Here is a 25,223-nt window from a genome sequence, read left to right as displayed (position 1 = left end):
AGCGGCACCAGTTGAACAACCGGACGGAAGCGGCTCCAGGGGCGCAGAAGCGGCCGATACGGCACGCCTTCGAATACGCGAAAAGCCCCAACTTGAGCCGCGCCGCCGCGGTTTCTCCAGAAAATCGGAATACCCTTACCTGCCCGGCAGCGCCGCGGCGGGAATTTGTCGTGGCGGAGGGCGAGAAGGGCTCCCGCCCGGACCATTGCCGGCCGCTCAATTTACGGAAGCCGACGCGCTCCACAGGTGCGACCCGCTCCCTCTCCCGTGTGGGAGAGGGCTGGGGTGAGGGTCGAGAATTTTCAGGATAGGGCGCGTCATTAATGCGCCAACGGGATGTGCCTCTTTCGGGCAGTTCTCATCCCTCACCCTGTCCCTCTCCCGCTCGGGAGAGGGGACCCGCGCCTCGTTCATCGAAGGCGGTCTTACGCGCGTGCAGCGTTGCCGGCGGATACGCTGGCCAATCCACGCGCTCCACAAGCCCACCTGCCCCCTTCTCCTGAGCCGCGCGTGCACCTGGCCGGGGATGAGGTTATGGATGAGATGGTCGCTCGCTGCGACCCGCTCACGCGATCCCGAGCTTGGCCTTCAGCAGCGCGTTCACCGCGGCCGGGTTCGCCTTGCCGCCGGTGGCCTTCATGGTCTGTCCGACGAACCAGCCGAGCAGCGTCGGCTTTTCCTTGGCCTGGGCGACCTTGTCGGGATTGGCCGCGATGATCTGGTCGATCGCCGCCTCGATGGCGCCGGTATCGGTCACCTGCTTCATGCCGCGGCTCTCGACCAAAGCGCGCGGATCGCCGCCCTCGGTCCAGACGATCTCGAACAGATCCTTGGCGATCTTGCCCGAGATCACGTCCTCGCCGATCAGGTCGACGATCGCCCCGAGCTGCGCGGCCGAGACCGGGCTCGCCTCGATCGACAGGCCCTCCTTGTTGAGGCGGCCGAACAGCTCGTTGATGACCCAGTTGGCTGCGGCCTTGCCGTCTCGGCCCTTGGCGACCGCCTCGTAGTAGTCGGCCGACGCCCGCTCGGCGACCAGCACGCCGGCATCGTAGGGCGAGAGGCCGTAATCGGCCACGAACCGCGCCTTCTTGGCGTCCGGCAGCTCGGGCAATCCTTCCGCCAGGCCGTCGACGAAGGCCTGATCGAATTCGAGCGGCAGCAGGTCCGGATCGGGGAAGTAGCGGTAATCGTGCGCCTCCTCCTTGGAGCGCATCGAGCGCGTCTCGCCCTTGCCGGGATCGAACAGGCGCGTTTCCTGATCGATCTTGCCGCCATCCTCCAGGATCGCGATCTGGCGGCGCGCCTCGGTCTCGATCGCCTGCCCGATGAAGCGGATCGAGTTGACGTTCTTGATCTCGCAGCGGGTGCCCAAAGGCTCGCCGGGAAGGCGCACCGAGACGTTCACGTCGGCGCGGAGCGAGCCCTTTTCCATGTCGCCGTCGCAGGTGCCGAGATAGCGCAAGATCGTGCGTAGCTTGGTGACGTAGGCCTTCGCCTCCTCGGACGAGCGCAGGTCCGGCCGGGAGACGATCTCCATCAGCGCCACGCCCGAGCGGTTGAGATCGACGAAGCTGCGGGTCGGGTCCTGATCGTGCAGCGACTTGCCGGCGTCCTGCTCCAGGTGCAGGCGCTCGATGCCGACCGTGATCGACGAACCGTCGGCCATGTCGACCAGCACCTCGCCCTCGCCGACAATCGGATCCTTGTACTGCGAGATCTGGTAGCCCTGCGGCAGATCCGGGTAGAAGTAGTTCTTCCTGTCGAACACCGAGCGCAGGTTGATCTGGGCCTTGAGGCCGAGGCCGGTGCGCACCGCCTGGGCGATGCATTCGGCATTGATCACCGGCAGCATGCCGGGCATCGCGGCATCGACCAGCGAGACGTGGTCATTCGGCTCGGCCCCGAACTCGGTTGAGGCGCCGGAGAACAGCTTCGCCCGGCTGGAGACCTGGGCATGGACCTCCATGCCGACGATCACCTCCCAATCGTGGAGGCCGCCCTTGATCAGCTTCTTGGGGTCGACGGATGCGTTCATGGTCGTCCGGGCCGAGAGAGGTGCGTGGCGGGTTCCTCCCACCCGCGACCTCATCCTGAGGTGCTGCACAGCAGCCTCGAAGGAGGGCTCCAGGGATCGCGCGGCTGGCTGAAGGGCTCCTTCGAGGCCTCCGCTGCGCTCCGGCACCTCAGGATGAGGTCGCGAAGGGGGTCCGATGTCGTGCGGTCACTTACGGGCCGCGGCGCGAAAAGATCAAGCGCGCCGTCCGACAGCCCGGCGAGCCCCGTAGCCGAGGATCGCCCAGAGCAAAGCCGCCCCTGCCCGGACCGGGAAGAAGGTCGGCCCGTCATGGGTCACCGGCGCTGGCCATGGGATCCCGGCCGCGCTCACCGCGTAGGAGAACAGGACCGAGAATCCGAGCGCCGCGATCGCCGCGATGAACACCTTGCCGAACTGGCTGGCGGTCCATCCGAGATAGACCGCGACCACGATCAGCGCCGGATCGAAGCCGGCCCAGATCCAGACCGTCCAGGGGTAATACGGGACGGTCATGCCCACCAGGGCTCCGGCAGAGCGGTGCGGCCGGCGGAATCCTCGATCACCTGGGCGACGGCGAATAGCGTCTCCTCATCGAAGGGCCGCCCAATCAACTGGAGACCCAGCGGCAGCCCCTGCCCGTCGAGACCCGCCGGCACCGCGATGCCCGGGAGCCCGGCCATGTTCACCGTCACGGTGAACACGTCGTTGAGGTACATCTCCACAGGGTCCGCCGAGGCCTTTTCGCCGATACCGAAAGCGGCCGATGGCGTCGCCGGCGTGAGGATGGCATCGACGCCGTCGGCGTAAGCCTGCTCGAAGTCCCGCTTGATCAGCGTGCGGATCTTCTGGGCGCGGACGTAATAGGCGTCGTAGTAGCCGGCCGAGAGCACGTAGGTGCCGATCATGATCCGGCGCTTCACCTCGCGGCCGAAGCCGGCGGCGCGGGTGTTCTCGTACATCCCGGCGATGTCCTTGCCGGGGACCCGCAGGCCGTAGCGGACACCGTCGTAGCGGGCGAGGTTCGAGGAGGCCTCGGCCGGCGCCACGATGTAGTAGGCCGGCAGCGCATAGGACGTGTGCGGCAGCGAGATTTCCTTGATGGTCGCGCCGGCGGCCTTCAGCCACGCCGCGCCCTCGTCCCAGAGCTTCTGGATCTCGGCCGGCATGCCGTCGACCCGGTACTCCTTGGGGATGCCGATGGTCAGGCCCTTCACGCCGCGGGTGACCGCCGCCTCGAAGTCGGGCACCGCGAGGTCTGCACAGGTCGTGTCCCGGGCATCCGCGCCGGCCATCGAGCCGAGCAGGATCGCGCAGTCGCGCACCGTCCGGGCGATCGGGCCGGCCTGATCCAGCGAGGAGGCAAACGCCACCGTGCCCCAGCGCGAGCATCGCCCATAGGTCGGCTTGATCCCGACCGTGCCGGTGAAGGCCGCGGGCTGGCGGATCGAACCGCCGGTGTCGGTGGCGGTGGCGCCGAGGCAGAGCCGCGCCGCGACCGCGGCGGCCGAGCCGCCCGAGGAGCCGCCGGGCACGATCTGCGCGTCCGAGCCCGTGCGCCGCCAGGGCGAGACGACGTTGCCGTAGGCGCTGGTCTCGTTGGACGAGCCCATGGCGAATTCGTCGAGGTTCAGCTTGCCGAGCATCACGGCGCCGTCGCGCCAGAGATTGGCCGAGACCGCCGATTCGTAATGCGGCTCGAAGGTCTGCAGGATCTTGGAGCCCGCCGTCGTGGTCACGCCGTCGGTGCAGAACAGGTCCTTGATGCCGAGCGGGATGCCCTCCAGCGGCCGGGCCTCGCCGGTGGCGAGCTTCTGGTCCGACGCATCGGCCATCGCCAGGGCGCGGTCCGGCGTCTCCAGGAGATAGGCGTTCAGCGCGCGGGCCTTGCCCATGGCGTCGAGATGCGCCTGCGTCAGCTCGCGGGCCGAGAGCCGCTTCGCCTTGAGGGCGTCGCGCGCCTCGGCCAGGGTGAGTTCGTTCGGATTCACGCTGTTCCCGTCCCCGCGCGCCGCGGCACGCCCCTCAGAAATCCGGTCCGCTCGGTTCGCGCCGAGATCAGCCTACTCGACCACCTTCGGGACCAGGAAGTAATTGTCCTCGGTCTCGGGCGCGTTGGCGACCACGTCGGCGGCGCGGCCACCCTCGGTGACCACGTCCGCGCGCTTCTTCATCGCCATCGGCGTCACGGAGGTCATGGGCTCGACGCCGGACACGTCGACGGTTCCGAGTTGCTCCACGAAGGCCAGGATCGCGTTCAGCTCACCCTGCAGCGGCCCGACCTCGTCGTCGGTGACCGCGATGCGCGCCAGATGCGCGATCCGCCGAACCGTCTTCTCGTCGACCGACATGCCGTCCCGTTCGTCCCAGTCCGGGAGCAGCCTCCCGCGATCGGCCGGGCTATAGCATCGGCGTTCGACGCGCCGCAACGCGCGGTGTGGAAAGCTAGGCGTCCGACCGCCTTCGAGATCGGGTGGGCATGCCCCGGGTCAGGTCACCACGTGATGCGGCGTAACCGACATCTCGATGGTGATTCCGGTCTGCCGAACCGGCTGGACCATGGCCTGGGCAAAGCCCAAGACCAAGATCTCGAAAGCCAGCAGCAGCATCAGGCGATGCCGACGCGGCATCGCCAGCGGCGAACGGAAAGGCGCAAAACGGGTGGGCTGGCCAAGTGTCGACACGGCAGGAACCCGCATGATGGTTTAACGAAGTGTTTACCTACCTAACCGTGAACCGCCTCGCGTGCATCCGGGGCGATCTACGGAGAGCGGCAAGCCTGTGGATGAGAGACCGGGATCGATGTGGGAGCGGATCTTCACCAGCCTGTCCCCGGGCTTCACGCCGGGTGAGACGGAGCTCGACCGTGCAGCGGCGGAACTCGGCTTCGCCCTGCCGGCCTCCTACCGCAGCTTCTGCCGGACATGCGGCGTCGGCCTCGCGGGGGACCAGTTCAGGATCGCGGTTCCGGGCCCCTACGAGGCCAGCGATCTGATCACGCAGGCCGGCATCATCGCCCACAGCGTCGGGACCACGATCGGGATGCTGGAGGACGGGGTCGAATCGCACCGGTTCGATGTCGAGGGCGGCGATCCGGCCATCGTCGAACGGGCCTGCTTCTTCGGCCGCGGCGAGGATGGCGGGCTTCTGTTCTGGGACGTGTCCGGAAGCGGCCCGGAATACGATATCTGGCTGCTCGCCCCCGATCTCGAGACGATCCGGTTCGGCGGCGAGAGCCTGGACGACTTCTTCACGCGGGTCACCGCGCCCGCCGCCGCCCTAGTGCTCGGGCCAGGCTTCGAGCCGTTGCCCGCGCGATTCGAGGGCTTTGCGGAGGCCACGCTGGCACGCAGCACACAGGCGGACCCATGAACCACGACGCGATCCGCGCTTTCGCAACGGCCTCACGCGGCGGGGCGCGGCTGATCGGCATCGATCTCGGTACCAAGACGATCGGCCTCGCGCTGTCCGATCTCGGCCGCCAGATCGCGACGCCGCTGGAGACGATCCGCCGGGTGAAGTTCACGCCGGACGCGCAGCGCCTCGCGGCCCTGTGCCGCCAGCACGCGGTCGGCGGCCTCGTGGTCGGCCTGCCGCTCAACATGGACGGCAGCGAAGGCCCGCGGGTGCAATCGACCCGTGCGTTCGTGCGCAACCTCGCGCCGATCCTGCCCCTGCCCCACGTGTTCTTCGACGAGCGCCTCTCGACCGCGGTGGTGACCCGGGCGCTGATCGAGGCGGACGCGTCCCGGGCCCGGCGCGGCGAACTCGTGGATAAGCTCGCCGCCGCCTACATCCTCCAGGGCTGCCTCGACGTGATGCGCCATCTCGCCGACGTCGACGCCGATGCGGCGGCCGACGCGGACCCGTTCAGCGGCTGAGCAGCGAGACCGCGCCGCTGCCGTGGCGCTCGATCCGCCCGTCGAGTTCCAGCTCCAGCAGGACGGTCTGCACCACCCGAATCTCGATGCCGGCGCTGCGCGCCAACTCGTCGGTGCCGACGGGGCTCGGTCCGAGCAACGCGACGATGCGGGCGCGCTCGTCGGCCGGCCCGGGCTCCTCGTCCATGTCGTCCGACTCGGCTCTCTCCGGCGGTTTGCCTAGGTCCGCAGCGAAAAAATCCTGCGGGATCGACCCGTCGAGGTCGATTTCGTCCCAGAAGTCCGGCTGCTCACGGAGATCCGGCCGGTCGCGCGCTGGGGCGGCGTCCGCATCCGGGCCGTGCTCGATGATCGGGCCGAGCACGTCGAGGACATGCGACACCTCGGAGACGAGCGCTGCTCCCTGGCGGATCAGATCGTTGGTGCCCTCTGCCCGCGGATCCAGCGGCGAGCCGGGAACCGCGAAGACCTCGCGGTTCTGCTCCAGCGCGTAGCGCGCGGTGATCAGCGAGCCGGAGCGGCGGGCCGCCTCGACCACCACGGTGCCGTACGACAGGCCCGAGATGATGCGGTTGCGCCGCGGGAAGTCGCGCCCGCGCGGCACCCAGCCCATCGGCATCTCGGCGAGCACCGCCCCACCCTCCCCCAGGATCGCGTCGACCAGGGCGGCGTGGTTGGCCGGGTAGATCTTGTCCTGCCCGCCGGCCATCACCGCGACGGTGCCGGTCGAGAGGCTCGCCTTGTGGGCCCGCGCGTCGATACCCCGGGCGAGGCCCGAGACCACCGTCAGGCCGGCCTCGCCGAGGCCCCGGGCCAGCCGCTCCGTGAATGCGAGCCCGGCCGTCGAGGCATTGCGCGAGCCGACCAGGGCCACCGCCGGACGGTTCAGGATCGCGGCGCCGCGGAGCGCGAGGAGTGGCGGCGCCGCATCGGCCTGCTGAAGAAGGCGCGGAAAATCCGCCTCGCCGGTGGCGATCAGCCTGCCGCCGAGGCGTGCCAAAGCCGCGATCTCATCCTCGGCCTGCGCCCGGGTCGGCGGCTCCAGCCGCTTGCCCTGCCGCCGGCCGAGATCGGGCATCGCCTCGAGGGCGGCGGCCGCTCCGCCGAAGCGGTTGATCAGGGTGCGGAAGGTGCGCGGCCCGACGCCCTCGGTGCGGATCAGGCGCAGCCAATCGAGACGCTGGGCATCGGTGAGCTGCATGCGATCCCCCAAGGACCGCGCATCCCGTGCGTGCGCTCAGCCCTTCTGGCCGATGCGCCCCTCGGTGCCGGAGGCCAGCCGGCGGATGTTGGGCGCGTGCTTCCACCATAGCAGCACGCCCAGCAGCAGGAACAGCACAGCTTGCGCCGGCGCGCCGAGCGCCCACAATGCCAGGGGCGTCGCGGCCGAGGCGACGAGCGCCGCAAGCGACGAATACTTCAGCGCGAAGGCGAGACCGAGCCAGATCAACGCGAAGATTCCGAGGGCTGGCGGGGAGAAGGCGAGGAGCACGCCGATGAAGACGGCGACGCCCTTGCCGCCCTTGAAGCCGAGCCAGACGGGAAAGAGATGTCCCAGGAACGCCCCAAGACCAGCCGCCAGGGCCGGTCCCAAGCCGAAATGCAGGGCGACTAGGACCGATACCGTCCCCTTGAGGGCGTCGCCCAGCAGGGTCGCGGCGGCGAGGCCTTTGCGGCCCGTCCTCAGCACGTTGGTGGCGCCGATATTGCCGGAGCCGATCGCCCGCACGTCGCCGAGCCCGGCCAGCCGCGTGAAGATGAGGCCGAACGGAATCGAGCCCAGGGCGTATCCCAGGACGAGACCGAAGAGGACGAGGGGGTCTGTCGGGTCGGGAAACATCAGGCCGCTGCTGCCAGGTCATCGGCTGCGTGGACGATCGCGCCGCCAACCAGCGTCAGCACCGCAGCGCCCTGGAGGCGCGCCTCGTCGAACGGCGAGTTCTTCGAACGTGACTTCAACCGCCGTTTGTCGAGAACATAGGGCAGATCGGGGTCGATCAGCACGAGATCGGCCGGCGCACCGATCGCGAGGCGGCCGGCTTCGCGCCCGAGGATCCGGGCCGGATTCACCGTCAGCGCGGCGACGAGCTTGGCCAGATCGAGGTCACCGGTGTGGACGAGCCTTAGGGCCGCACCCAGCAGGGTTTCGATCCCGAGGGCGCCGTCCGCTGCCTCCGCGAAAGGCAGGCGCTTGGTCTCCACGTCCTGCGGGTTGTGATCGGACACGACCACGTCGATCACGCCCTCGCCCAAAGCCTGGACGATCGCGTGCCGGTCGGCCTCGTCGCGCAGCGGCGGCGAAAGCCGGCAGAAGGTGCGGTAATGGCCGATGTCGTTCTCGTTCAGCACGAGATTGTTCACCGACACGCCGCAGGTCACCGGCAGACCGTCCTGCTTGGCCCGACGGACGATCTCCACCGAATCGGCACACGAGATCATGGCGGCGTGGTAGCGGGCGCCGGTCAGCCGCACGAGGCGGATGTCGCGCTCCAGCATCACGGTCTCGGCCTCGCGGGGGATGCCCATCAGGCCGAGGCGGGAGGCGAGTTCGCCCTCGTTCATCACGCCTTCGGCGACGAGATCCGCATCCTCGACATGCTGCATCACCAGAGCGTCGAAGTCCCGGGCGTAGGTCAGGGCGCGCCGCATCACCTGGGCGTTGGCGACAGCGCGCAGCCCGTCCGTGAACGCCACCGCGCCGGCCTCCTTGAGTAGGCCGAACTCGGTCATCTCCCGGCCGGCGAGCCCCTTGGTGATCGCGGCGGCCGGCAGGACGTTGACGCTCGCCGTGTCGCGGGCCCGCCGCAGCACGAAATCGACGATGGCCGGCCCGTCGATCACCGGGTTGGTGTCCGGCATGCAGACCAGGGTGGTCACGCCCCCCGCGGCGGCGGCGGCGCTCGCCGAGGCCAGGGTCTCACGATGCTCGGCCCCGGGTTCGCCCACGAAGGCGCGCATGTCGATCAGGCCGGGTGTCAGGACGCGGCCGACGCAATCGATTCTTCTCGTACCCTCCGGCGTGCCCGGGGCTGCGCCGCTGACGATGTCGGCGATCCGGCCGTCCCGCACCAAGACCGCACCCGGTGTCTCTCGTCCCGTCGCCGGGTCGAGGAGTTTGGCGTTCGCCAGAAGGTAGCTGCTCACAGGGGCGTCCTCGCGGATGAGGCCGGACCATCGAGGCGCATGGCAAGGCCGGCCGCCGCCATATGGGCCTTGGCCTCGGCGACGCTCGCCTGTCCGAAATGGAAGATGGAGGCCGCCAGCACTGCGCTCGCCCCGCCCTCGGCCACGCCGGCCACGAGATCGTCGAGGTCGCCGACGCCACCGGAGGCAATGACCGGCACAGAGACCGAGTCGCTGATCGCCCGCGTGAGGGCGAGATCGTAGCCGGAGCGTGTCCCGTCCTTGTCCATGGAGGTGACCAGCAATTCACCCGCGCCCTTGCCGGCGACCAATCGGGCGAAGGCGACGGCATCGATCCCCGTCGGGTCGCGGCCGCCATGGGTGAAGATGTCCCAGGAAGCGGGCGCGCCGGGCGGCGAGACGCGCTTGGCGTCGATCGCCACCACGATGCACTGGGCGCCGAATTTTTCCGCCGCTCGGGCGACGAGGTCCGGATCCTTCACGGCCGCGGTGTTGATCGCGACCTTGTCGGCCCCGGCGAGCAGCAGGGCCCGGACATCCTCGACCGTGCGGACGCCGCCGCCGACGGTGAGCGGCATGAAGCAGGCCTCGGCGGTCCGGCTGACGATGTCGAGCAGCGTGCCGCGGGCTTCGCGGCTCGCGGTGATGTCGAGGAAGCACAGCTCGTCGGCGCCGGCCGCGTCGTAGACCTTGGCGGCCTCGACGGGGTCGCCGGCATCGCGCAGGCCCTCGAAGCGCACGCCCTTCACGACGCGCCCGTCCTTCACGTCGAGGCAGGGGATGATGCGAGTCTTGAGCAAGGGCGGCTCTTCAGTCCGAAGTGTCTTCTGGATCGGCTGAGAAGGGTCGCGTCAGCAACTCTTCTCGCGAGTAAGGACATTCCTTTGGGAACAGCCTCAAAGGCAAGCCCGTCTCGGCGGCCGCCTCTTCCCGCGCATCTCGGTAAGCGCGCTCGAAGGCCTGGACCAGACGGCTCTTGAGCCCGGGATTGTCCTCAAGCACATCGGCCGCTCTGTTTCGATGCGTCCGAATCGAGACCGTCCAGCTGCGGCTTCGGCGTTCCGGCTGGTAATCGAACTTGAGCATGTGCAGCAAGACGACGCGCCAGAGGCTGACCAGACTGTCATACTGGCTCCTGCCCAAGCTCTCGATCTCCTCGGCAAGATTTTCGCGGTCGAGCCCTGAGACGTCCCCGGCCCGCAAACGCGCACCCTGCTCCTGGGTCCAGGTGTAGAAATCGTCCGCGTAGGCCGTTCCGGCCGGCGCGGGCCGAGTCTTCAATGCAGTCATCGAAGCCTCCGGTCTCGGCGCCCTCGCTGCGCTTCCTCTATCACGAAGCCGGGCCGCGCGCTCCAGCGATCGCTGCCAGAGCCGCCTGCGGATCGATCCGCCCGTCGTAGAGCGCCCGCCCCGTGATGGCACCGGCGATCAGCGCGCAATCCGGCTGGAGCAGGCGATGCACGTCGTCGATCGACGCAAGGCCGCCCGAGGCGATCACCGGGATGCGCACGGCCTGCGCCAGCGCCAGTGTCATCTCGACGTTGAGGCCCTTCAGGATCCCGTCCCGGGCGATGTCGGTATAGATGAGTGCCGCGACGCCCGCGTCCTCGAAGCGTCGGCCGAGGTCTTCGGCGGTCATGCTGGAGGTCTGCGCCCAGCCCTCGACGGCGACGCGCCCGTCCTTGGCATCGATACCGACCGCGATTTTCCCCGGGTGCTGGCGGGCAGCCTCGCGGACGAATTCAGGATCGCGCACCGCCGCAGTGCCGATGATCACCCGCGACACGCCCTTGGCGAGCCAGCCTTCCAGGGTCTTCATCTCGCGGATGCCGCCGCCGAGCTGTACCGGGATCGTCACGCGCTGCAGGATCGCGTCGACCGCCGCGGCGTTGCGCGGGGCGCCCGCGAAGGCCCCGTCGAGATCGACCACGTGCAGCCAGGGAAAGCCCTGCCCCTCGAAGATCGCGGCCTGCGCGGCCGGATCGTCGCCGAACACCTTGGCCTGGGCCATGTCGCCCTGGATGAGGCGGACGCAGCGTCCCTCCTTGAGGTCGATCGCTGGGTAGAGGATCACGGGAATATCTGTCCTTGTTGCCGGGGCGGAGCCGCCGTCAGGGCCGCCAGTTCAAGAAATTCGCGATGAGCGCGAGGCCCAGCCGCTGGCTCTTCTCCGGGTGGAATTGCGTGCCGGCGACGTTGCCCCGGGCGACCAGGGCGGTGATGGGTCCGCCGTAATCAGCGCGGGCGACCACGTCGTCGGGACTTTCGGGTGACAGCGCGTAGCTGTGCACGAAATAGGCGTGCAGGCCGTCCTCGCCGATGGGAATGCCGGCAAGCAGCGCGTGATGGCGGGCCGGCCGCAGGGTGTTCCAGCCCATGTGGGGGACTTTCAATGTCGGATCCGACGGCTTGATCGGGCCGACATCGCCGGGGATCCAGCCGAGACCCGGCGTCGTGGTATATTCCAGCCCGCGGGTCGCCAGGAGCTGCATCCCGACACAGATGCCGAGGAACGGCCGCGCGTCCCGGTGAGCCACCTGGGTCATCGCCTCGACCATGCCGGGCACGGCGTCGAGCCCGCGGCGGCAATCCGCGTAGGCGCCCACGCCGGGCAGCACGACGCGATCGGCGGCGGCCACAACCTCCGGGTCCGCCGTCAGGCAGATCCGCGCAGCATGCCCGGACTCGCGGGCGGCACGCTCGAAGGCCTTGGCGGCGGAGTGGAGGTTGCCCGATCCGTAATCGATGATCGCGACCGTCTCGGTACTCATGCGCGTGTCGTCCGCCCCATCACCGGGCGCCCTCCTGAGCAGGGAACAGGCCGATCACCGGTTCGCCCCGGCGGCTCGGCCCGCTCGGGAAGGGGGCGCGTGCCGCCGCCGGGTTCGCGCCCAGCCAGCGATTGAGCGCGCGCGCTTCGGCCTCTTCGGACGTACCGGCGATCACGGCATCGCGCGCCGGCCAACCCCGACGGGTGAGGGTCCAGCGACGCAGGCTCGACGCTTCCAGCCCGACCAGCCATCCGAAAAGCAGCGTGACGATCAGGCCGGCGCCGGACGGCAGCCCGAGCAGGATCCCCCCGCCGGCGAGCGCGATCAGGCCGATCAGCACGATCAGCGCCGCGATCCACAGCCGGTGGTAGAGGAACCACAACACCGTGAACGCAAACGCCGACCACGAAAAGCCTTCCGGCACCAAGACGGCCCGATCGAGGCCGATCGCCTCGCCAGGGCGCGCATCGGGGGGCAGGTGGAGCGTGTAGCTGCGCATCCGCATCGCGGGACTCCGACAACGGCGCTCTCAAACCGCCAACGAGGCGGTCGAGGAGCGCGACGACAAGATGCTCTACAGGGAGCCCTTCGTGGAGGGAACGCGCCCCTCCTCCCGCGGATCGATCGCCACGGCCTTCCGCAAGGCTCGAGCCAGCCCCTTGAAGCAGCTCTCCGCGATGTGGTGGGCGTTGTCGCCGTACAGCGTCTCGACGTGAAGGGTCAGGCCGGCATTCATCGCGAAGGCCTGGAACCACTCGCGCACCAGCTCGGTGTCGAACTGCCCGATTTTCTCGACGCGGAATGTCGTGCGGAACACCAGGAACGGGCGCCCGGAAATATCGACGCAGACGCGGGTCAGCGCCTCGTCCATGGGCAGGTGGATGTCGGCATAGCGCGTCACCCCACGCTTGTCCCCGAGCGCCTTCGCAAAGGCCTGACCGAGCGCGATGCCGCAATCCTCGGCGGAATGGTGCTGGTCGATGTGCAGGTCGCCATCCACCTTCACGTCGAGGTCGAACAGGGCGTGCCGCGCCAGCAGATCGAGCATGTGGTCGAGAAAGCCGATCCCGGTGGCGATCGTCGATCGGCCGGTCCCGTCGAGGGCGACGGTGACCGCGATATCGGTCTCCGCGGTCTTCCGGGTGATGGTGGCGCTACGCATTTGTCTTCGGATTTCGCGTCGAGGGCGGCCGTTGCCGCCCGCGCCTTCTAGAGGGAGTCCCGCCGAAAGGGAAAGGGCCGCTGCCTATCCGTTCAGCACCCGCCCCGCGACGGCGTCGAGTTTGGCGAGCAGCGCGGGGTCGCGGACGGCCGGCGCCGTCATGATCGCCCCGTCGAGCGCCCGGTGCGAACCTGCCGGACAGGGCTCGCGTTCAGCCGGGAAATCGCGCGCCAGCCGCGCGACGAGCCGCGCTGCCTTGTCGGCGTTGGCGCGCGCCACCGCCACCACGGCGGCCACGTCCACCGCGTCGTGGCCGGGGTGCCAGCAATCGAAATCGGTCACCATGGCGATGGTCGCGTAGGTGATCTCGGCCTCGCGGGCGAGCTTGGCCTCGGGCATGTTGGTCATGCCGATCACGTCGAAGCCCTGCGCCTTGTAGGCCCGGGATTCGGCGAGCGAGGAGAATTGCGGCCCGTCCATGCAGACGTAGGTCCCGCCGCGATGGACCGCGATCTTTTCGGCCTTCGCGGCTGACGCGATGCGAGCCTGGAGGCCGGGCCCGATCGGATGGGCCAGCGAGACGTGGGCGACGCAGCCGTCGCCGAAGAACGAGTTGGCCCGGCCATGAGTGCGATCGACGAATTGATCGACCAGCACGAACAGGCCCGGCGGCAGCTCCTCGCGGAACGAGCCGCAGGCGGAGAGCGACACGAGATCGGTGACCCCGGCGCGCTTCATCGCGTCGATGTTGGCGCGGTAGTTGATGCCGGCGGGCGAGAAGCGATGGCCGCGGCCGTGCCGGGCCAGGAACACGATCTTGGTGTCGCCGATCCGCCCGATGCGCAGCGCATCCGAAGGCTCGCCCCAGGGGGAGGCTACACGTTCCTCGCGGACATCTTCGAGCCCAGGCAGGTCGTAGACGCCGGAGCCGCCCATAACCCCGAGTACCGCTGCCGTCATGCCGGGAATCCTGTCATCGGGCGGCGCAGATGGCCCGCCTGTCCCATCCAACACCTCATCCTGAGGTGCCGGAGCGAAGCGGAGGCCTCGAAGGAGATCTCCGAAAGCCGCAGCGATCCCTGCAGCCCTCCTTCGAGGCCCGCTGACGCGGTCACCTCAGGATGAGGTAACGGACAAGGCAGGCGGTCTCGAAAGCGGGCGTACGCCGCGACAGCCGAGCGGTAGCATGGACAGCCAGCCAAAAAAAAGATGGGCCCCCACGAGGGAGGCCCACCGGCATCATCGATCTGGTGCGTCGGCTCAATAGGCCTTGTGCAGCTCCGGCTGGAGGCCGTGGACCTCACCGCCGACATCGGCCCAGATCTTCTTCTTCACGTAGTAGAGCAGCCCCGACAGGATGATCAGGAACAGGATCACCCGGAAGCCCAGGGCCTTGCGGTCCATCATGTGGGGCTCGGCCGACCACATCAGGAAGGCCGCGACGTCCTTGCCGTACTGATCGACGGTCTCGGGCGCCACGGGTTGGCCCTTGTCGTCCTTCGGGTAGGTGACCTGCCCGTCGGAGATCGGCGGCGGCATCGCGATGATGTGGCCGGGATAGTACTTGTTGTAGTGGCCGCCATCCGGAACCGTGAAGTCCTTCGGCGCCTCTTCGTAGCCGTTGAGCAGCGCATGGATGTAGTCGGGGCCCTGCTCCGAGTAGCCGATCAGGGGCAGCCAGTCGGTGAGGAAGTAGAGCGAGCCGCGGGAGAAGGTCCGCGCCTTGGCGATCACCGAAAAGTCCGGAGGCGCCTTGCCGCCGTTCGCCGCCGCCGCGGCCTGATCGTTCGGGAAGGGTGGCGGGAACGTGTCGGCCGGGCGACCGGGGCGTTCGAACATGTCGCCCGCATCGTTCGGCCCGTCCTTGACCTGATAGGTCGCGGCGAGTGCCTTGACCTGGCCGGCGGTGAAGTCGGGTCCGCCCTCCTGCGCGAGGTTGCGGAAGGAGACCAACTTCATCGAATGGCAGGCCGAGCAGACTTCCTTGTAGACCTGGAAGCCGCGCTGCAGCTGCGCGGCGTCGAAGCGGCCGAACGTGCCGGCGAAGCTCCATTTTACGCGGGCCGGGATCGGGCCACCATGGCCTTCCTCGGCGGAGGACGGCACGGTGCCGATCAGGAAGGCCGCAAGGGCGGCCGCGGCGGTCATCGGGAGGACGCGGGTCATGTTCATGGTCCTGTCGTCAGCCCGTCAGCCCTTGGTGGTCGGAGCGGCGGCGGCGCCCGCTGGCATGCCGGATCCGCTGACCTGCTTGCCCGGTCCGGTCACGCTCTCGAGGATCGAGCCGGGTAGTTTCTTCGGTGTCTCGAACAGGCCGCAGAGCGGCATGACGATCAGGAAGTGGGCGAAGTAGTAGGCCGTGCAGACCTGCGACGCGATCACGTAGCCACCCTCGGGAGGCTGCGAGCCGAGCCAGCCGAGCAGAAGGGTCGTTCCGATGAACACCCAGAAGAACTGGCGGTAGATCGGCCGGTAGTTGCACGACCGGATCCGCGACGTGTCGAGCCACGGCGCGAAGGCCAGAATGAGCACCGCCGAGAACATCAGGATGACGCCGCCGAGCTTGCTCGGGACCGCGCGCAGGATCGCGTAGAACGGCAGGAAGTACCATTCCGGCACGATGTGCGCGGGCGTCACGGCGGGGTTCGCCGGGATGTAGTTGTCCGCGTGGCCGAGGAAGTTCGGCTGGAAGAACAGGAACCACGCGAACAGGATCATGAACACGCAGGTCGCGAACACATCCTTGACCGTCGCGTAGGGGGTGAACGGCACCGTGTCCTTGCCCGACTTGATCGGGATCCCGGCCGGGTTGTTCTGACCCGTGACGTGCAGCGCCCAGACGTGGAGCACGACGACGCCCGCGATCATCCAGGGCAGGAGATAATGCAGCGAGAAGAAGCGGTTCACCGTCGGGTTTCCGACCGAGTAGCCGCCCCAGAGCAGGGTCTGGATCGTGTCGCCGACCACCGGGATCGCCGCCAGGATGTTGGTGATGACGGTGGCGCCCCAGAAGCTCATCTGGCCCCATGGCAGCGTGTAGCCGAGGAAGGCCGTGGCCATCATCAGCAGGTAGATGACGACGCCGAGGATGTAGAGCACCTCGCGGGGGGCCTTGTACGACCCGTAATAGAGCGCCCGGAACATGTGGACGTAGACCGCCACGAAGAACATCGACGCGCCGTTGGCGTGCGCGTAGCGCAGCAGCCAGCCGTAGTTCACGTCGCGCATGATCTTCTCGACGGAGTTGAAAGCGCCCGTCGCGGAAGGCTCGTAGTGCATCGCCAGCCAGACGCCGGTGATGATCTGGATGCCGAGGAAGGCGGCGAGAATCGCGCCGAAGGTCCAGAAGTAATTGAGGTTCCGCGGAACCGGGTAGGCGATGAAGGACGAGTGCACCAGCCCGGCGATGGGCAGGCGCGCCTCGAACCATTTGGCTACGCGGCTCTTGGGGACGTAGGTGCTGGCCGTACCGCTCATGCTTCCGTCCTCCTCAGGCCGCTTCCTTGCCGCCTTCGCCGATCCGGATCTTGGCATCCGTCTGGAAGGCGTAGGGCGGGATGGGCAGGTTGATCGGCGCCGGTCCATGGCGCACGCGACCCACCGCGTCGAACTGCGAACCGTGGCAGGGGCAAGCCCAGCCCTCAAAATTACCCTGGTGGCCGATCGGCACGCAGCCGAGATGCGTGCAATTGCCGTACACCACCAACCACTGGTCGTGCCCATTCTTGACACGGGTCGTGAAGGCGGCCGGATCGATCATTGCCGAGAGGGGGACCGCCTTCATGTCGGTCAATTCCTTCGCGGTCAGCTTGCGCACGAAGATCAGCTTGCCGCGCCAGAAGACGTTGACGATCTGCCCGTCTTGGATCGGCGTCAGGTCGACCTCGATCGGTGCGCCGGCCGCGATCGTGTCGGCGTCGGGCGCCATGGACGAGATCAGCGGCCAGACCACGGACCCGGCCCCGACGGCGAGCGCGGCGCCCGTTGCCAGGAATAGGAAGTCGCGCCGGCTACTACCCTCCGGCCCGTGCGTATCCTGCCCGTGGGCCACGGGCGCGGCGGCTGATGTGTTCGCCAAGTTCATGAACTCCGTGCGTCGGCGTGAGGGCCGCAGGCGCCCTGCCCTGGTCTCCCGGCTCTAGCCAGGATCAAAGCATTATCGTTCTAATCGGGGCAATGAGACCGTCTGCCGCTCCCGAGTCAAGCGACGGTTTGCGGCGCAGCGATACGGATCGGACGTCTCTGTCCAGATATCGTGCCGATTGCCCGGAGGGGCCTCCCTCGGCTCGCGTCGGCGGCACTCCGCGGTCGATCCAGGCGCCGCAGCACTGATCACATCCGGCGTCCGAAGTCCGCCGGATTGGGTTTTCACGCGCATGCGCCGGTTGTGGCGTTCCCTCCGCCATCCCGGGCGACGCGAACTGTCTCAAGCCAGGCGATATCTGACGGGGATGCTCAACCTCGGTTTGCATCGCGTCGCGACCGACGGGGATATGACCGGTCACTCAAGACGACGCTTGGATCGATTCCCGAATCAGCAGGCGGCGGTGAGGCGTCGCCACCGCAGGACCAGCAGGCTCGCCACCGCGAACAGGCCCGCGCAGAATCCGAGCCAGATGCCGTAGCCTTAAAGACCCGCGCCCCAGGCCAGGGCGGCGCCCAGCGGTACACCGAGTCCCCAATAGCCGCCGATCGCGATCCACATCGGAACGGTGGCGTCCTGCAGGCCGCGCAGCATCCCAAGCGCCACCGACTGGATGCCGTCCGCAACCGCGAAGAGGGCCGCGAAGCCGATGAAGGCCACGGCGATCGGTAGGACCCCGGCGTTGGCTGGGTCAGCGAGGTCGAGGAACAGGCCGGTGAGTCGGTCCGGGGCGGCGAGCTGCGTGAGCGCGCAGAGGGCCATGAAGGCGAAGGCGAGCCCGAGGGCAACCGCGCCGGACCGGCGCACGCCGCTTCCGTCCCGTCGCCCGAAGGCCAGACCGACGCGGACGGTCGCGGCTTGCGCGACACCGTTCGGCACCATGAAGCAGACGGCCGCGATCTGGATCGCCACGGCGTGGGCTGCGAGCTGGCTGGCCCCGAACAGGCCCATGCCGAGGGCGGCAGCCTCGAACAATCCCGCCTCGGCGAGGCCGGTGGCCGCCATCGGCAGGCCGAGGCGGAACACGGCAGCGAGCCGCGCGCCGTCGAAGCGCCAGAACCCCTGGAGCAGCCGGTAGCGCCGGAGACGCGGATCACACAGCACCACGACGACCAGAAGGGTGAGGCTGAACACGGCCGAGCACAGCGTGGCGGCGCCGATGCCCGTCATGCCGAGGGCGAAGCCCGTCGGAAAGGCGAGCCAGAGTTCGAGGGCGACGTTCACCGGGAGCGCCGCGAGGCTCGCGGCGAGCGCCCAGCCCGGCCGTTCCAAGGCAGCGAGCGCTCCCCGCAGGGCCATGAACAGAAGGGCTGGCCACATCGCCCATTGCAGGACGCGCATGTAGGCACCGGCGGCCTCGGCCAGGGGCAGCGGTTCGCCGATCGCGGCGAGGAGCGCGCCGGTGTGCCAGAGGATCGCCATGAGGGGCACCGCCACCAGGGTGGCAGCCCAGAAGCCCGCCCGCAGGGTCCGGCGCGCGGCGTCGGTCGCCCCTGAGTCGTGCCCGAGCGCCGCCGCGATCAGCGGCGCAACCGTCCCGGTCAGACCGAGGCCGCCGATGAACAGGATGAAGTAGAGTCCGTGCGCCAGGGTCGCCGCCGCCAGCGCCTCGGAGCCGAGGCGGCCGAGCATGACCACATCGGCCATGATCAGGCCGTGCTGGGCGAGATTGGTGAGCACGAGCGGCCCGGACAGCGCGAGTGTCGCGCGCAGTTCACGGAGCCAAGGGCGGTGTGACGGGGCCCCTTCCTGCGCGGGAAGATCCGCGAGGTCGAGTGCCGACATGAAAAACTCTCGGTGTGTGCGGGATTTGGACGGATCGGCTGTCTTCGCGTGGCAGCCAACGACCTTCAGGGTGAGATTCTATCCGCGTAACGCGTCGGAAACCTGTCGCGCGCGTCGGTCCGGCGGATGCTCTGCATCGGGTGCCCCCAGCGTCGACTGGTCGGCCAGGAAGCCGCCCGATTGCCGCGACCACAGGCCGGCATAGACGCCTCCGCGGGCGACGAGTTCCGCATGCGTCCCCTCCTCGACGATTCGCCCGCGCTCGATCACGACAAGCCGGTCGAGAGCCGCGATGGTCGAGAGCCGATGGGCGATCGCCAGCACGGTCTTGCCGGCCATCAGCGTGTCGAGGGATTCCTGAATCGCTGCCTCGACCTGGCTGTCGAGAGCCGAGGTCGCCTCGTCCAGGATCAGGATCGGCGCGTCCTTGAGGATCACCCGCGCGATGGCGATCCGCTGACGCTGGCCGCCCGAGACTTTCACGCCGCGTTCGCCGACCTGGGCGTCGTAGCCACGCCGCCCTTTGTGGTCGACGAGATCGGCGATGAAACCATCGGCATGGGCCAGCTGCGCGGCCCGCGCGATCTCCTCATCGGAGGCGTCCGGCCGGCCGTAGGCAATGTTGTCGCGGATCGAGCGGTGCAGCAGCGACGTGTCCTGGCTGACCATCGCGATCGCCTCGCGCAGGGATTGCTGCGTCACCGTGGCGATGTCCTGCCCATCGACGCGGATGCGACCGCTCTCGACGTCGTAGAGGCGCAGCAGCAGGCTCGCGAGTGTCGATTTTCCCGCGCCGCTGACGCCGACGAGGCCGACCTTTTCGCCGGGGCGAATCGTGAGCGAGAAGTCCTCGATCACGGTTGCGTCGCCGCGGCCGTAGTGAAAGCCGACCGTCTCGAACCGGACCTCGCCGCCGGTGACGACGAGTTCCCGCGCGTCCGGCGCATCGACCAGCGCGTGGGGCCGCGCCATGGTCTGCATGCTCTCCTGGACCACGCCGACATTCTCGAACACGCCGCGCACGGTCTGCATCACCCAGCCCGACATCGCGATGAGCCGGAGCACCAGAGCGAGCCCCGCCGACGCCTCGCCGGTCGTCATGCCGCCGCCGCGCCACAGGACGATGCAGGCAGCGCCCGTGGCGATCAGCAGTGCGCTGTTGAGGATACCCAGCAGACTGGTGGTGAGCGTCACCAGCCGGAACTGGTGCAGGTACGCCTCGGTATGGACGTCCACGGCGTCGCGCACGGTGGCCCGCTCCTCCCGGTCCCGGGCGAAGAGCTTCACGGTCAGGATGTTGGTGTAGCTGTCGACGATGCGGCCGATCAGCGTCGAGCGCGTATCTGCGGTCTTGTGCGAGCGAGCCCGAGCTCGGGGCACGAACCATGCGGTCAGCCATGCGTAGACGCCGATCCAGACCAGGACCGGTAGGGCGAGCCATGGGGAGATCGAGCCGAACAGGCCGACCGCCGTCACGGCATAGATCGCCACGTAGAGCAGCGTGTCGATGAACACGACCGCGAGTTCGCGTACCGCCGGCCCGACCTGCACGACGCGGTTCGCGAGGCGCCCTGAGAAGTCGCCCTGGAAATACGACAGCGCGTGACCGAGGGTGTAGAGATGCGCCCGCCAACGGATCTGGCTGGTCGATTGCGGCACGATCAGCTGGTTGGACAGCACCTCGTGCGCCCAGATCGAGACCGGCCTGATCACCGCGATCAGCAGCACCGCCAAGCCGAGGCCGGTGGCGTGATCCGACAGCACGGTGGCGCGATCGGCCGTGCCGAGCAGGTCGATGAACCACCGCATGACGAGGTAGAGCGAGGCCTCGACCGTGCCGGCGAGCACTGCGATGACGAACAGGGCCGCCAGCGCAGCGCGGATCGGGCGCAGGTAGAACCACGCGAACCCGAGCACCGTACGCGGTGGCATCTGGGATTCGTCGAAGGGCGCGAACGGATCGACGCGGCGCTCGAGCCAATCGAGGAACATGCTGCCTGGGGCGTGACGCTACGGGAGCCCCTCATGTAAGCGCGGGGCGCGCCGCGCCAACCGCGCGCGGAGGTCGCGCCAAGCGCCTTAGCGGTTCAGCGCGAGGGCGGCCCCCGACTTGGTCAGCGCGCCTTCCAGGCCGCCTCCGCCCCCGCCCTGGCGCAGGCGTGCCGCCACGGTACCGCCGGGCTGATAGAGATAGACCTCGCCGTCTCGGAAATCCCAGGCCGAGACCTTGGCGAGATCCTTGTTCGGGCAGGCCGAGGCCGACGCCTTGTAGAGATCGAGCGCGGGGGCGCTGGAGAGCGTGACCTTGCAGTTCGCCCCGGTCGCGTCCCGGGCGTCCCAGCTCCCGACCACGGCGGCGCGCCCGGTGGCGACCACGGGCGGCGGCGGTGCCGGCGGGGTGACCGGCTCGGCGATCACTGTTGGCGCCGCGGGCGACAGGGCCGCTTGCGGGCCGGGAGGGGGCGACGCGTCGGGGCTTGCCGCCACGCCCGGCGGCGGGGCAAGCGGCGCTGCCGTCACCGTCCCCGACGGAACGGCCTGGACGGCTTCGAGGCCGGCCTGGGGCGCCCGGGTGCGCGGCGCGTCGAGCCGGCTGGACGCGCAGGCACCAAGGCTGGCGGCCAGGCAGAGAACGGCGAACGTCGACAGGCTCGGGCGCAGCATCGATCCACTTGGGTCAGGCTTGAACAGGCACGCTTTCGCGCGTCCCTCCTGACTCGGCGGCAAATGCGCTGACGGCAAGGCGGCCCTGGCGATGCCCGGTGAGTCCGTCGCGGGTGGCGCGCCTTTTCAAGGAAGTGTGGCGCTCAGGCCGCAAATTCAGGGCCGGTCCCGATCGCGACCGGCTCTGAGTTCCTGCGTTGACGCGCTCTTTGGCGCCGAGACGGAATTCACTTCGGCGAATATCGCGCCGTCTAATCAGAGAGCGCGCTCGATCATCATTTTCTTGATCTCGGCAATCGCCTTCGCGGGATTCAGACTCTTCGGGCAAGTATTGGCGCAGTTCATGATCGTGTGGCAGCGATAGAGCCGGAACGGGTCGTGCAGGTTGTCGAGCCGGTCACCGGTATTCTCGTCGCGTGAGTCGATCAGCCAGCGATAGGCCTGGAGCAGAGCCGCTGGGCCGAGGAACTTGTCGCCGTTCCACCAGTAGCTCGGGCAGGACGTGCTGCAGCACGCGCACAGGATGCACTCGTAGAGGCCGTCGAGGCGCGAGCGGTCCTCGGGGGTCTGGCGCCACTCCTTCTCGGGAGCCGGGGTTTCAGTCTGTAGCCACGGCTCGATCGCCGCGTGCTGGGCGTAGAAATTGGTGAGGTCCGGCACGAGGTCCTTCAGCACCGGCATGTGGGGCAGCGGATAGATGCGGATCGCCCCATCCTTGTCCTTGCGGGTTATGACCGGCAGGGCATTGTCGGGGCTCTTGCACTCGTCGATGCCCATCGTGCAGGCGAGCGCGTTCTGGCCCTCGATGTTCATCGCGCAGGAGCCGCAGATGCCCTCGCGGCAGGACCGGCGGAAGACCAGGGTCGAATCGACCTTGTTCTTGATCCACAGGAGTGCGTCGAGGACCATCGGGCCGCAATCCTCGCGATCGACCTGATAGGTGTCGATGCGCGGATTGGCCCCGTCATCCGGGTTCCAGCGATAGATCTTGAACGTCTGCAGGCTCCGGGCGCCCGGAGGGGCCGGCCAGGACTTGCCCTGCGTGATCTGGGAGTTCTTCGGAAGGTTGAACTGGGCCATTGGGTCGATGTCCGGCAGTATCGGTCAGGTAGGAAAGTCGGGATCGAGGATTCGCACGCGAACGCGCTCATCTTCGATCGTGACGATCGCGCCGGCTTCTAGGGAGCCGCGGTGATCCGTCAGGACGCGTGCTACGACAGTGAGGTGGCGCTCAAGCTCGATGCGTCCGCACCGAAGCTGAATCACGCTCGGGGCGATCAACCCCTGTCGCGTCAGGGCGACGCCAAAATCGAGGTCTCGCGTGAGCACGATCGCGCTATTGGCGCGTGCCCAATCCATGATCGCCTCGTCGGTCGCATCCCGACGCCCAATCGTGCTCCAGTGGGCGACAGATAATCCTTGGCTTTCCAGCCCACCGACCCAGGCGATCGACAGATTCATATCGACGACGAGTTTCATGCGGCGACCAGGCCAACTTCCCGGAAGCCTGCGAGTGACGCGCCGAAGCGAAGGGCTTCGAGAATGTCCTCTCGCTCCAAGTAGGGATAGCCAGCTAGGAGTTCGTCGATCGTCGTTCCGCCACCGAGTTCACCCAGGATCATCCCGACCGTCACTCGCATGCCGCGGATGCACGGCTTGCCACCCATCACCGCGGTATCAACCGAGATCCGGGGAAATCCCTGGTAGGTATGCGGCACAACAACACTCCTCACACCTCGATTCGACCGGTGAACGGTCCGAAAACGGCGTGAATGCCGGTTTTCGGCACCCACGGCACGGACAGTCAATTTAGTACACGCGGGCCTTCGGCTCGATATACTGAATCTCGTTAGACATCGTGTAGGTGTGAACCGGGCGATAATCGATGTTTACCTGATGCCGGCTCTCGTCGAGCCAGGACAGGGTGTGCTTCATCCAGTCCTTATCGTCGCGATCCGGGAAGTCCTCGCGGGCATGGGCACCGCGGGACTCGGTTCGGTTGGCAGCCGATTCCATCGTCACCACCGCCTGGCCGATCAGGTTGTCGAACTCCAGGGTCTCCAGGAGGTCGGTGTTCCAGACCAGCGACCGGTCGGTGATTCTCACGTCGGCGGCGGCGTTCCAGACCTTGTGGATCAGGCCCTTGCCCTCCTCCAGAACCTCACCGGTGCGGAACACAGCGCAGTTGTTCTGCATGGTCTTCTGCATCTCGGCGCGCAGATCCGCGGTCGGCGTCGAGCCATTGGCGTGGCGGAAACGGTCGAGGCGCTCGAGCGCCTTGTCGGTGGCGCCCTTCGGCAATTCCATCGCCCGCCCGTTCGGCTCGACGATCTCGGCGCAGCGCTTGCCGGCTGCCCGGCCGAACACCACGAGGTCGATCAGCGAGTTCGAGCCGAGGCGGTTGGCGCCGTGCACCGACACGCAGGCCGCCTCGCCGATCGCCATCAAACCGGGAACCACCGTGTCGGGGTTGCCGTCGCGCAGCGTCAGCACCTCGCCGTGATAGTTCGTGGGAATGCCGCCCATGTTGTAGTGCACGGTGGGGATGACCGGGATCGGCTCTTTGGTGACATCGACACCGGCGAAGATCTTTGCCGATTCCGAGATACCCGGCAGGCGCTCGTGCAGGATCTTCGGATCCAGGTGATCGAGGTGCAGGTAGATGTGGTCCTTGTTCTTGCCGACGCCGCGGCCGTCTCGGATCTCCATGGTCATCGAGCGCGAGACCACGTCGCGCGACGCGAGATCCTTGGCCGACGGTGCATAGCGCTCCATGAAGCGCTCGCCCTCGGAATTGGTCAGGTAGCCGCCCTCGCCGCGCGAGCCCTCGGTGATCAGGCAGCCCGCGCCGTAGATGCCGGTCGGGTGGAACTGCACGAACTCCATGTCCTGCAGCGGCAGGCCCGCACGCAGAACCATGGCATTGCCGTCGCCCGTGCAGGTATGCGCGGAGGTCGCCGAGAAATAGGCGCGGCCGTAGCCGCCGGTCGCCAGGATGGTCGTCTGGGCGCGGAAGCGGTGGATCTCGCCGGTGGCCTGGTCGAGGGCGATGACGCCGCGGCAGCGGCCCTCGTCGTCCATGATCAGGTCGAGGGCGAAATACTCGATGAAGAAGTCGGTCTGGTTCTTCACCGCCTGCCCGTAGAGGGTGTGCAGCATGGCGTGACCGGTCCGATCGGCCGCCGCGCAGGTGCGCTGGGCGGTGCCCTTGCCGTAATCGGTGGTCATGCCTCCGAACGGGCGCTGGTAGATTTTTCCTTCTTCCGTTCGGGAGAACGGCACGCCCCAGTGCTCAAGCTCGTAAACGGCCGCAGGTGCGTTCCGAACCAAGTATTCGATGGCGTCCTGATCGCCGAGCCAGTCCGACCCCTTCACGGTGTCGTACATGTGCCAGCGCCAGTCATCCGGGCCCATATTGCCGAGCGAGGCCGAGATGCCGCCCTGCGCCGCCACGGTGTGCGAGCGGGTCGGGAACACCTTGGTGATGCAGGCGGTGCGCAGGCCGGCCTCCGAGCAGCCGACGGTCGCCCGCAGGCCCGCGCCGCCCGCGCCGACGATCACCACGTCGAAGGCGTGATCGTGGATGGTGTAGGCAGGCCCGCTGCCGTTGGTGCCATTGGCGGCCATGTTCGGCTCC

Annotated in this window: 27 protein-coding genes; 2 read left to right on the top strand and 25 right to left on the bottom strand. The window is 68.2% G+C overall.

Annotated elements, in window-relative coordinates:
* Positions 1-565: 565 nt before the first annotated feature.
* The 5 genes from gatB to OXS27_RS16190 all read right to left on the bottom strand — a co-directional run bounded on the left by gatB (position 566) and on the right by OXS27_RS16190 (position 4,734).
* Positions 566-2,038: an Asp-tRNA(Asn)/Glu-tRNA(Gln) amidotransferase subunit GatB gene (gene gatB / locus OXS27_RS16210; protein ID WP_243926606.1), complete on the bottom strand. Its 1,473-nt coding sequence runs from the start codon at positions 2,036-2,038 to the stop codon at positions 566-568.
* Positions 2,039-2,251: 213 nt separating this feature from the next.
* Entirely contained in the window at positions 2,252-2,551 is a 300-nt protein-coding gene (locus tag OXS27_RS16205; RefSeq protein ID WP_243926875.1) for a hypothetical protein, read from the bottom strand.
* Positions 2,548-4,026, bottom strand: a complete 1,479-nt coding sequence (gene gatA, locus OXS27_RS16200) for an Asp-tRNA(Asn)/Glu-tRNA(Gln) amidotransferase subunit GatA (protein WP_267357446.1) — start codon at positions 4,024-4,026, stop codon at positions 2,548-2,550. The genes OXS27_RS16205 and gatA overlap by 4 nt, the downstream gene beginning before the upstream one ends.
* A 72-nt stretch (positions 4,027-4,098) precedes the next feature.
* A complete protein-coding gene (gene gatC, locus OXS27_RS16195; protein ID WP_243926610.1) occupies positions 4,099-4,386 on the bottom strand; it encodes an Asp-tRNA(Asn)/Glu-tRNA(Gln) amidotransferase subunit GatC in 288 nt (95 codons plus the stop codon).
* A gap of 138 nt (positions 4,387-4,524) precedes the next feature.
* Positions 4,525-4,734, bottom strand: coding sequence for a hypothetical protein (locus OXS27_RS16190; RefSeq protein WP_267357444.1), 210 nt, complete (start codon positions 4,732-4,734; stop codon positions 4,525-4,527).
* A gap of 82 nt (positions 4,735-4,816) precedes the next feature.
* On the opposite strand from OXS27_RS16190, the gene OXS27_RS16185 reads away from it, so the two are divergent.
* Both OXS27_RS16185 and ruvX read left to right on the top strand, forming a co-directional pair.
* Positions 4,817-5,407, top strand: coding sequence for an SMI1/KNR4 family protein (locus tag OXS27_RS16185; protein ID WP_346732986.1), 591 nt, complete (start codon positions 4,817-4,819; stop codon positions 5,405-5,407).
* Positions 5,404-5,916, top strand: a complete 513-nt coding sequence (gene ruvX, locus OXS27_RS16180) for a Holliday junction resolvase RuvX (protein WP_267357442.1) — start codon at positions 5,404-5,406, stop codon at positions 5,914-5,916. Before OXS27_RS16185 ends, ruvX begins: the two co-directional genes overlap by 4 nt.
* Here the strand turns inward: ruvX and dprA are convergent.
* The 20 genes from dprA to sdhA all read right to left on the bottom strand — a co-directional run bounded on the left by dprA (position 5,906) and on the right by sdhA (position 25,213).
* On the bottom strand, positions 5,906-7,117 hold the full coding sequence (gene dprA / locus OXS27_RS16175) for a DNA-processing protein DprA (RefSeq protein WP_267357440.1): 1,212 nt from the start codon (positions 7,115-7,117) through the stop codon (positions 5,906-5,908). The two genes, ruvX and dprA, sit on opposite strands and share 11 nt — an antisense overlap.
* Positions 7,118-7,153: 36 nt before the next feature.
* Positions 7,154-7,756 carry a glycerol-3-phosphate 1-O-acyltransferase PlsY gene (gene plsY, locus OXS27_RS16170; RefSeq protein WP_267357438.1) on the bottom strand — a complete coding sequence of 201 codons (603 nt, stop codon included), beginning with the start codon at positions 7,754-7,756 and terminating at the stop codon, positions 7,154-7,156.
* Positions 7,756-9,060, bottom strand: a complete 1,305-nt coding sequence (locus OXS27_RS16165; RefSeq protein WP_243926622.1) for a dihydroorotase — start codon at positions 9,058-9,060, stop codon at positions 7,756-7,758. The genes plsY and OXS27_RS16165 overlap by 1 nt, the downstream gene beginning before the upstream one ends.
* Entirely contained in the window at positions 9,057-9,860 is an 804-nt protein-coding gene (gene hisF, locus OXS27_RS16160) for an imidazole glycerol phosphate synthase subunit HisF (protein WP_267357436.1), read from the bottom strand. Before hisF ends, OXS27_RS16165 begins: the two co-directional genes overlap by 4 nt.
* A 10-nt stretch (positions 9,861-9,870) precedes the next feature.
* The gene (locus tag OXS27_RS16155) at positions 9,871-10,350 is read right to left on the bottom strand and encodes a DUF29 domain-containing protein (RefSeq protein WP_267357434.1); all 480 of its coding nucleotides are present in this window, start codon (positions 10,348-10,350) and stop codon (positions 9,871-9,873) included.
* A 40-nt stretch (positions 10,351-10,390) separates the two neighbouring features.
* Positions 10,391-11,134: a 1-(5-phosphoribosyl)-5-[(5-phosphoribosylamino)methylideneamino]imidazole-4-carboxamide isomerase gene (hisA, locus tag OXS27_RS16150; RefSeq protein ID WP_243926628.1), complete on the bottom strand. Its 744-nt coding sequence runs from the start codon at positions 11,132-11,134 to the stop codon at positions 10,391-10,393.
* A gap of 37 nt (positions 11,135-11,171) precedes the next feature.
* Positions 11,172-11,831 (bottom strand): imidazole glycerol phosphate synthase subunit HisH, encoded by a 660-nt coding sequence (gene hisH, locus OXS27_RS16145; RefSeq protein WP_267357432.1) that lies wholly within the window; start codon positions 11,829-11,831, stop codon positions 11,172-11,174.
* A 19-nt stretch (positions 11,832-11,850) separates the two neighbouring features.
* Positions 11,851-12,336 (bottom strand): DUF2628 domain-containing protein, encoded by a 486-nt coding sequence (locus OXS27_RS16140; protein ID WP_267357430.1) that lies wholly within the window; start codon positions 12,334-12,336, stop codon positions 11,851-11,853.
* A 69-nt stretch (positions 12,337-12,405) separates the two neighbouring features.
* Complete coding sequence (gene hisB, locus OXS27_RS16135) at positions 12,406-12,993, bottom strand: imidazoleglycerol-phosphate dehydratase HisB (protein WP_091713594.1); 588 nt, start codon at positions 12,991-12,993, stop codon at positions 12,406-12,408.
* A gap of 84 nt (positions 12,994-13,077) precedes the next feature.
* The gene (locus OXS27_RS16130) at positions 13,078-13,953 is read right to left on the bottom strand and encodes an S-methyl-5'-thioadenosine phosphorylase (RefSeq protein WP_267357427.1); all 876 of its coding nucleotides are present in this window, start codon (positions 13,951-13,953) and stop codon (positions 13,078-13,080) included.
* A gap of 300 nt (positions 13,954-14,253) precedes the next feature.
* Positions 14,254-15,159 (bottom strand): cytochrome c1, encoded by a 906-nt coding sequence (locus OXS27_RS16125; RefSeq protein WP_243926636.1) that lies wholly within the window; start codon positions 15,157-15,159, stop codon positions 14,254-14,256.
* Positions 15,160-15,183: 24 nt separating this feature from the next.
* Entirely contained in the window at positions 15,184-16,470 is a 1,287-nt protein-coding gene (locus OXS27_RS16120; RefSeq protein ID WP_243926638.1) for a cytochrome b N-terminal domain-containing protein, read from the bottom strand.
* 13 nt (positions 16,471-16,483) lie between these two features.
* Complete coding sequence (gene petA, locus OXS27_RS16115; protein ID WP_267357425.1) at positions 16,484-17,077, bottom strand: ubiquinol-cytochrome c reductase iron-sulfur subunit; 594 nt, start codon at positions 17,075-17,077, stop codon at positions 16,484-16,486.
* A 543-nt stretch (positions 17,078-17,620) separates the two neighbouring features.
* A complete protein-coding gene (locus OXS27_RS16110) occupies positions 17,621-18,922 on the bottom strand; it encodes an MATE family efflux transporter (protein ID WP_267357423.1) in 1,302 nt (433 codons plus the stop codon).
* A gap of 78 nt (positions 18,923-19,000) precedes the next feature.
* The gene (locus OXS27_RS16105; protein ID WP_267357421.1) at positions 19,001-20,914 is read right to left on the bottom strand and encodes an ABC transporter ATP-binding protein; all 1,914 of its coding nucleotides are present in this window, start codon (positions 20,912-20,914) and stop codon (positions 19,001-19,003) included.
* Between the two features lie 87 nt (positions 20,915-21,001).
* On the bottom strand, positions 21,002-21,586 hold the full coding sequence (locus OXS27_RS16100) for an AprI/Inh family metalloprotease inhibitor (RefSeq protein ID WP_243926644.1): 585 nt from the start codon (positions 21,584-21,586) through the stop codon (positions 21,002-21,004).
* 255 nt (positions 21,587-21,841) lie between these two features.
* Positions 21,842-22,666, bottom strand: coding sequence for a succinate dehydrogenase iron-sulfur subunit (locus tag OXS27_RS16095; protein WP_267357419.1), 825 nt, complete (start codon positions 22,664-22,666; stop codon positions 21,842-21,844).
* Positions 22,667-22,690: 24 nt separating this feature from the next.
* Complete coding sequence (locus tag OXS27_RS16090) at positions 22,691-23,065, bottom strand: DUF5615 family PIN-like protein (RefSeq protein WP_267357417.1); 375 nt, start codon at positions 23,063-23,065, stop codon at positions 22,691-22,693.
* Complete coding sequence (locus OXS27_RS16085) at positions 23,062-23,304, bottom strand: DUF433 domain-containing protein (protein ID WP_243926650.1); 243 nt, start codon at positions 23,302-23,304, stop codon at positions 23,062-23,064. Before OXS27_RS16085 ends, OXS27_RS16090 begins: the two co-directional genes overlap by 4 nt.
* 91 nt (positions 23,305-23,395) lie before the next feature.
* On the bottom strand, positions 23,396-25,213 hold the full coding sequence (gene sdhA, locus OXS27_RS16080) for a succinate dehydrogenase flavoprotein subunit (RefSeq protein WP_243926652.1): 1,818 nt from the start codon (positions 25,211-25,213) through the stop codon (positions 23,396-23,398).
* Between the last annotated feature and the right edge of the window lie 10 nt (positions 25,214-25,223).

Source organism: Methylobacterium sp. GC_Met_3 (genome assembly GCF_026540775.1).
Lineage (GTDB): Bacteria > Pseudomonadota > Alphaproteobacteria > Rhizobiales > Beijerinckiaceae > Methylobacterium.
The sequence above is the reverse complement of the archived record's forward strand: the minus strand, read 5'-3'. Positions and strand labels throughout refer to the sequence as shown.

Coding starts and splice junctions, on each gene's coding strand:
- gatB (WP_243926606.1), bottom strand. CDS start 2,038: ATGAACGCATCCGTCGACCCCAAGAAGCTGATCAAGGGCGGCCTCCAC.
- OXS27_RS16205 (WP_243926875.1), bottom strand. CDS start 2,551: ATGACCGTCCCGTATTACCCCTGGACGGTCTGGATCTGGGCCGGCTTC.
- gatC (WP_243926610.1), bottom strand. CDS start 4,386: ATGTCGGTCGACGAGAAGACGGTTCGGCGGATCGCGCATCTGGCGCGC.
- OXS27_RS16190 (WP_267357444.1), bottom strand. CDS start 4,734: ATGCGGGTTCCTGCCGTGTCGACACTTGGCCAGCCCACCCGTTTTGCG.
- ruvX (WP_267357442.1), top strand. CDS start 5,404: ATGAACCACGACGCGATCCGCGCTTTCGCAACGGCCTCACGCGGCGGG.
- dprA (WP_267357440.1), bottom strand. CDS start 7,117: ATGCAGCTCACCGATGCCCAGCGTCTCGATTGGCTGCGCCTGATCCGC.
- plsY (WP_267357438.1), bottom strand. CDS start 7,756: ATGTTTCCCGACCCGACAGACCCCCTCGTCCTCTTCGGTCTCGTCCTG.
- OXS27_RS16155 (WP_267357434.1), bottom strand. CDS start 10,350: ATGACTGCATTGAAGACTCGGCCCGCGCCGGCCGGAACGGCCTACGCG.
- hisH (WP_267357432.1), bottom strand. CDS start 11,831: ATGAGTACCGAGACGGTCGCGATCATCGATTACGGATCGGGCAACCTC.
- OXS27_RS16140 (WP_267357430.1), bottom strand. CDS start 12,336: ATGCGGATGCGCAGCTACACGCTCCACCTGCCCCCCGATGCGCGCCCT.
- hisB (WP_091713594.1), bottom strand. CDS start 12,993: ATGCGTAGCGCCACCATCACCCGGAAGACCGCGGAGACCGATATCGCG.
- OXS27_RS16130 (WP_267357427.1), bottom strand. CDS start 13,953: ATGACGGCAGCGGTACTCGGGGTTATGGGCGGCTCCGGCGTCTACGAC.
- OXS27_RS16125 (WP_243926636.1), bottom strand. CDS start 15,159: ATGACCCGCGTCCTCCCGATGACCGCCGCGGCCGCCCTTGCGGCCTTC.
- OXS27_RS16120 (WP_243926638.1), bottom strand. CDS start 16,470: ATGAGCGGTACGGCCAGCACCTACGTCCCCAAGAGCCGCGTAGCCAAA.
- petA (WP_267357425.1), bottom strand. CDS start 17,077: ATGAACTTGGCGAACACATCAGCCGCCGCGCCCGTGGCCCACGGGCAG.
- OXS27_RS16110 (WP_267357423.1), bottom strand. CDS start 18,922: ATGTCGGCACTCGACCTCGCGGATCTTCCCGCGCAGGAAGGGGCCCCG.
- OXS27_RS16105 (WP_267357421.1), bottom strand. CDS start 20,914: ATGTTCCTCGATTGGCTCGAGCGCCGCGTCGATCCGTTCGCGCCCTTC.
- OXS27_RS16100 (WP_243926644.1), bottom strand. CDS start 21,586: ATGCTGCGCCCGAGCCTGTCGACGTTCGCCGTTCTCTGCCTGGCCGCC.
- OXS27_RS16095 (WP_267357419.1), bottom strand. CDS start 22,666: ATGGCCCAGTTCAACCTTCCGAAGAACTCCCAGATCACGCAGGGCAAG.
- OXS27_RS16090 (WP_267357417.1), bottom strand. CDS start 23,065: ATGAAACTCGTCGTCGATATGAATCTGTCGATCGCCTGGGTCGGTGGG.
- sdhA (WP_243926652.1), bottom strand. CDS start 25,213: ATGGCCGCCAATGGCACCAACGGCAGCGGGCCTGCCTACACCATCCAC.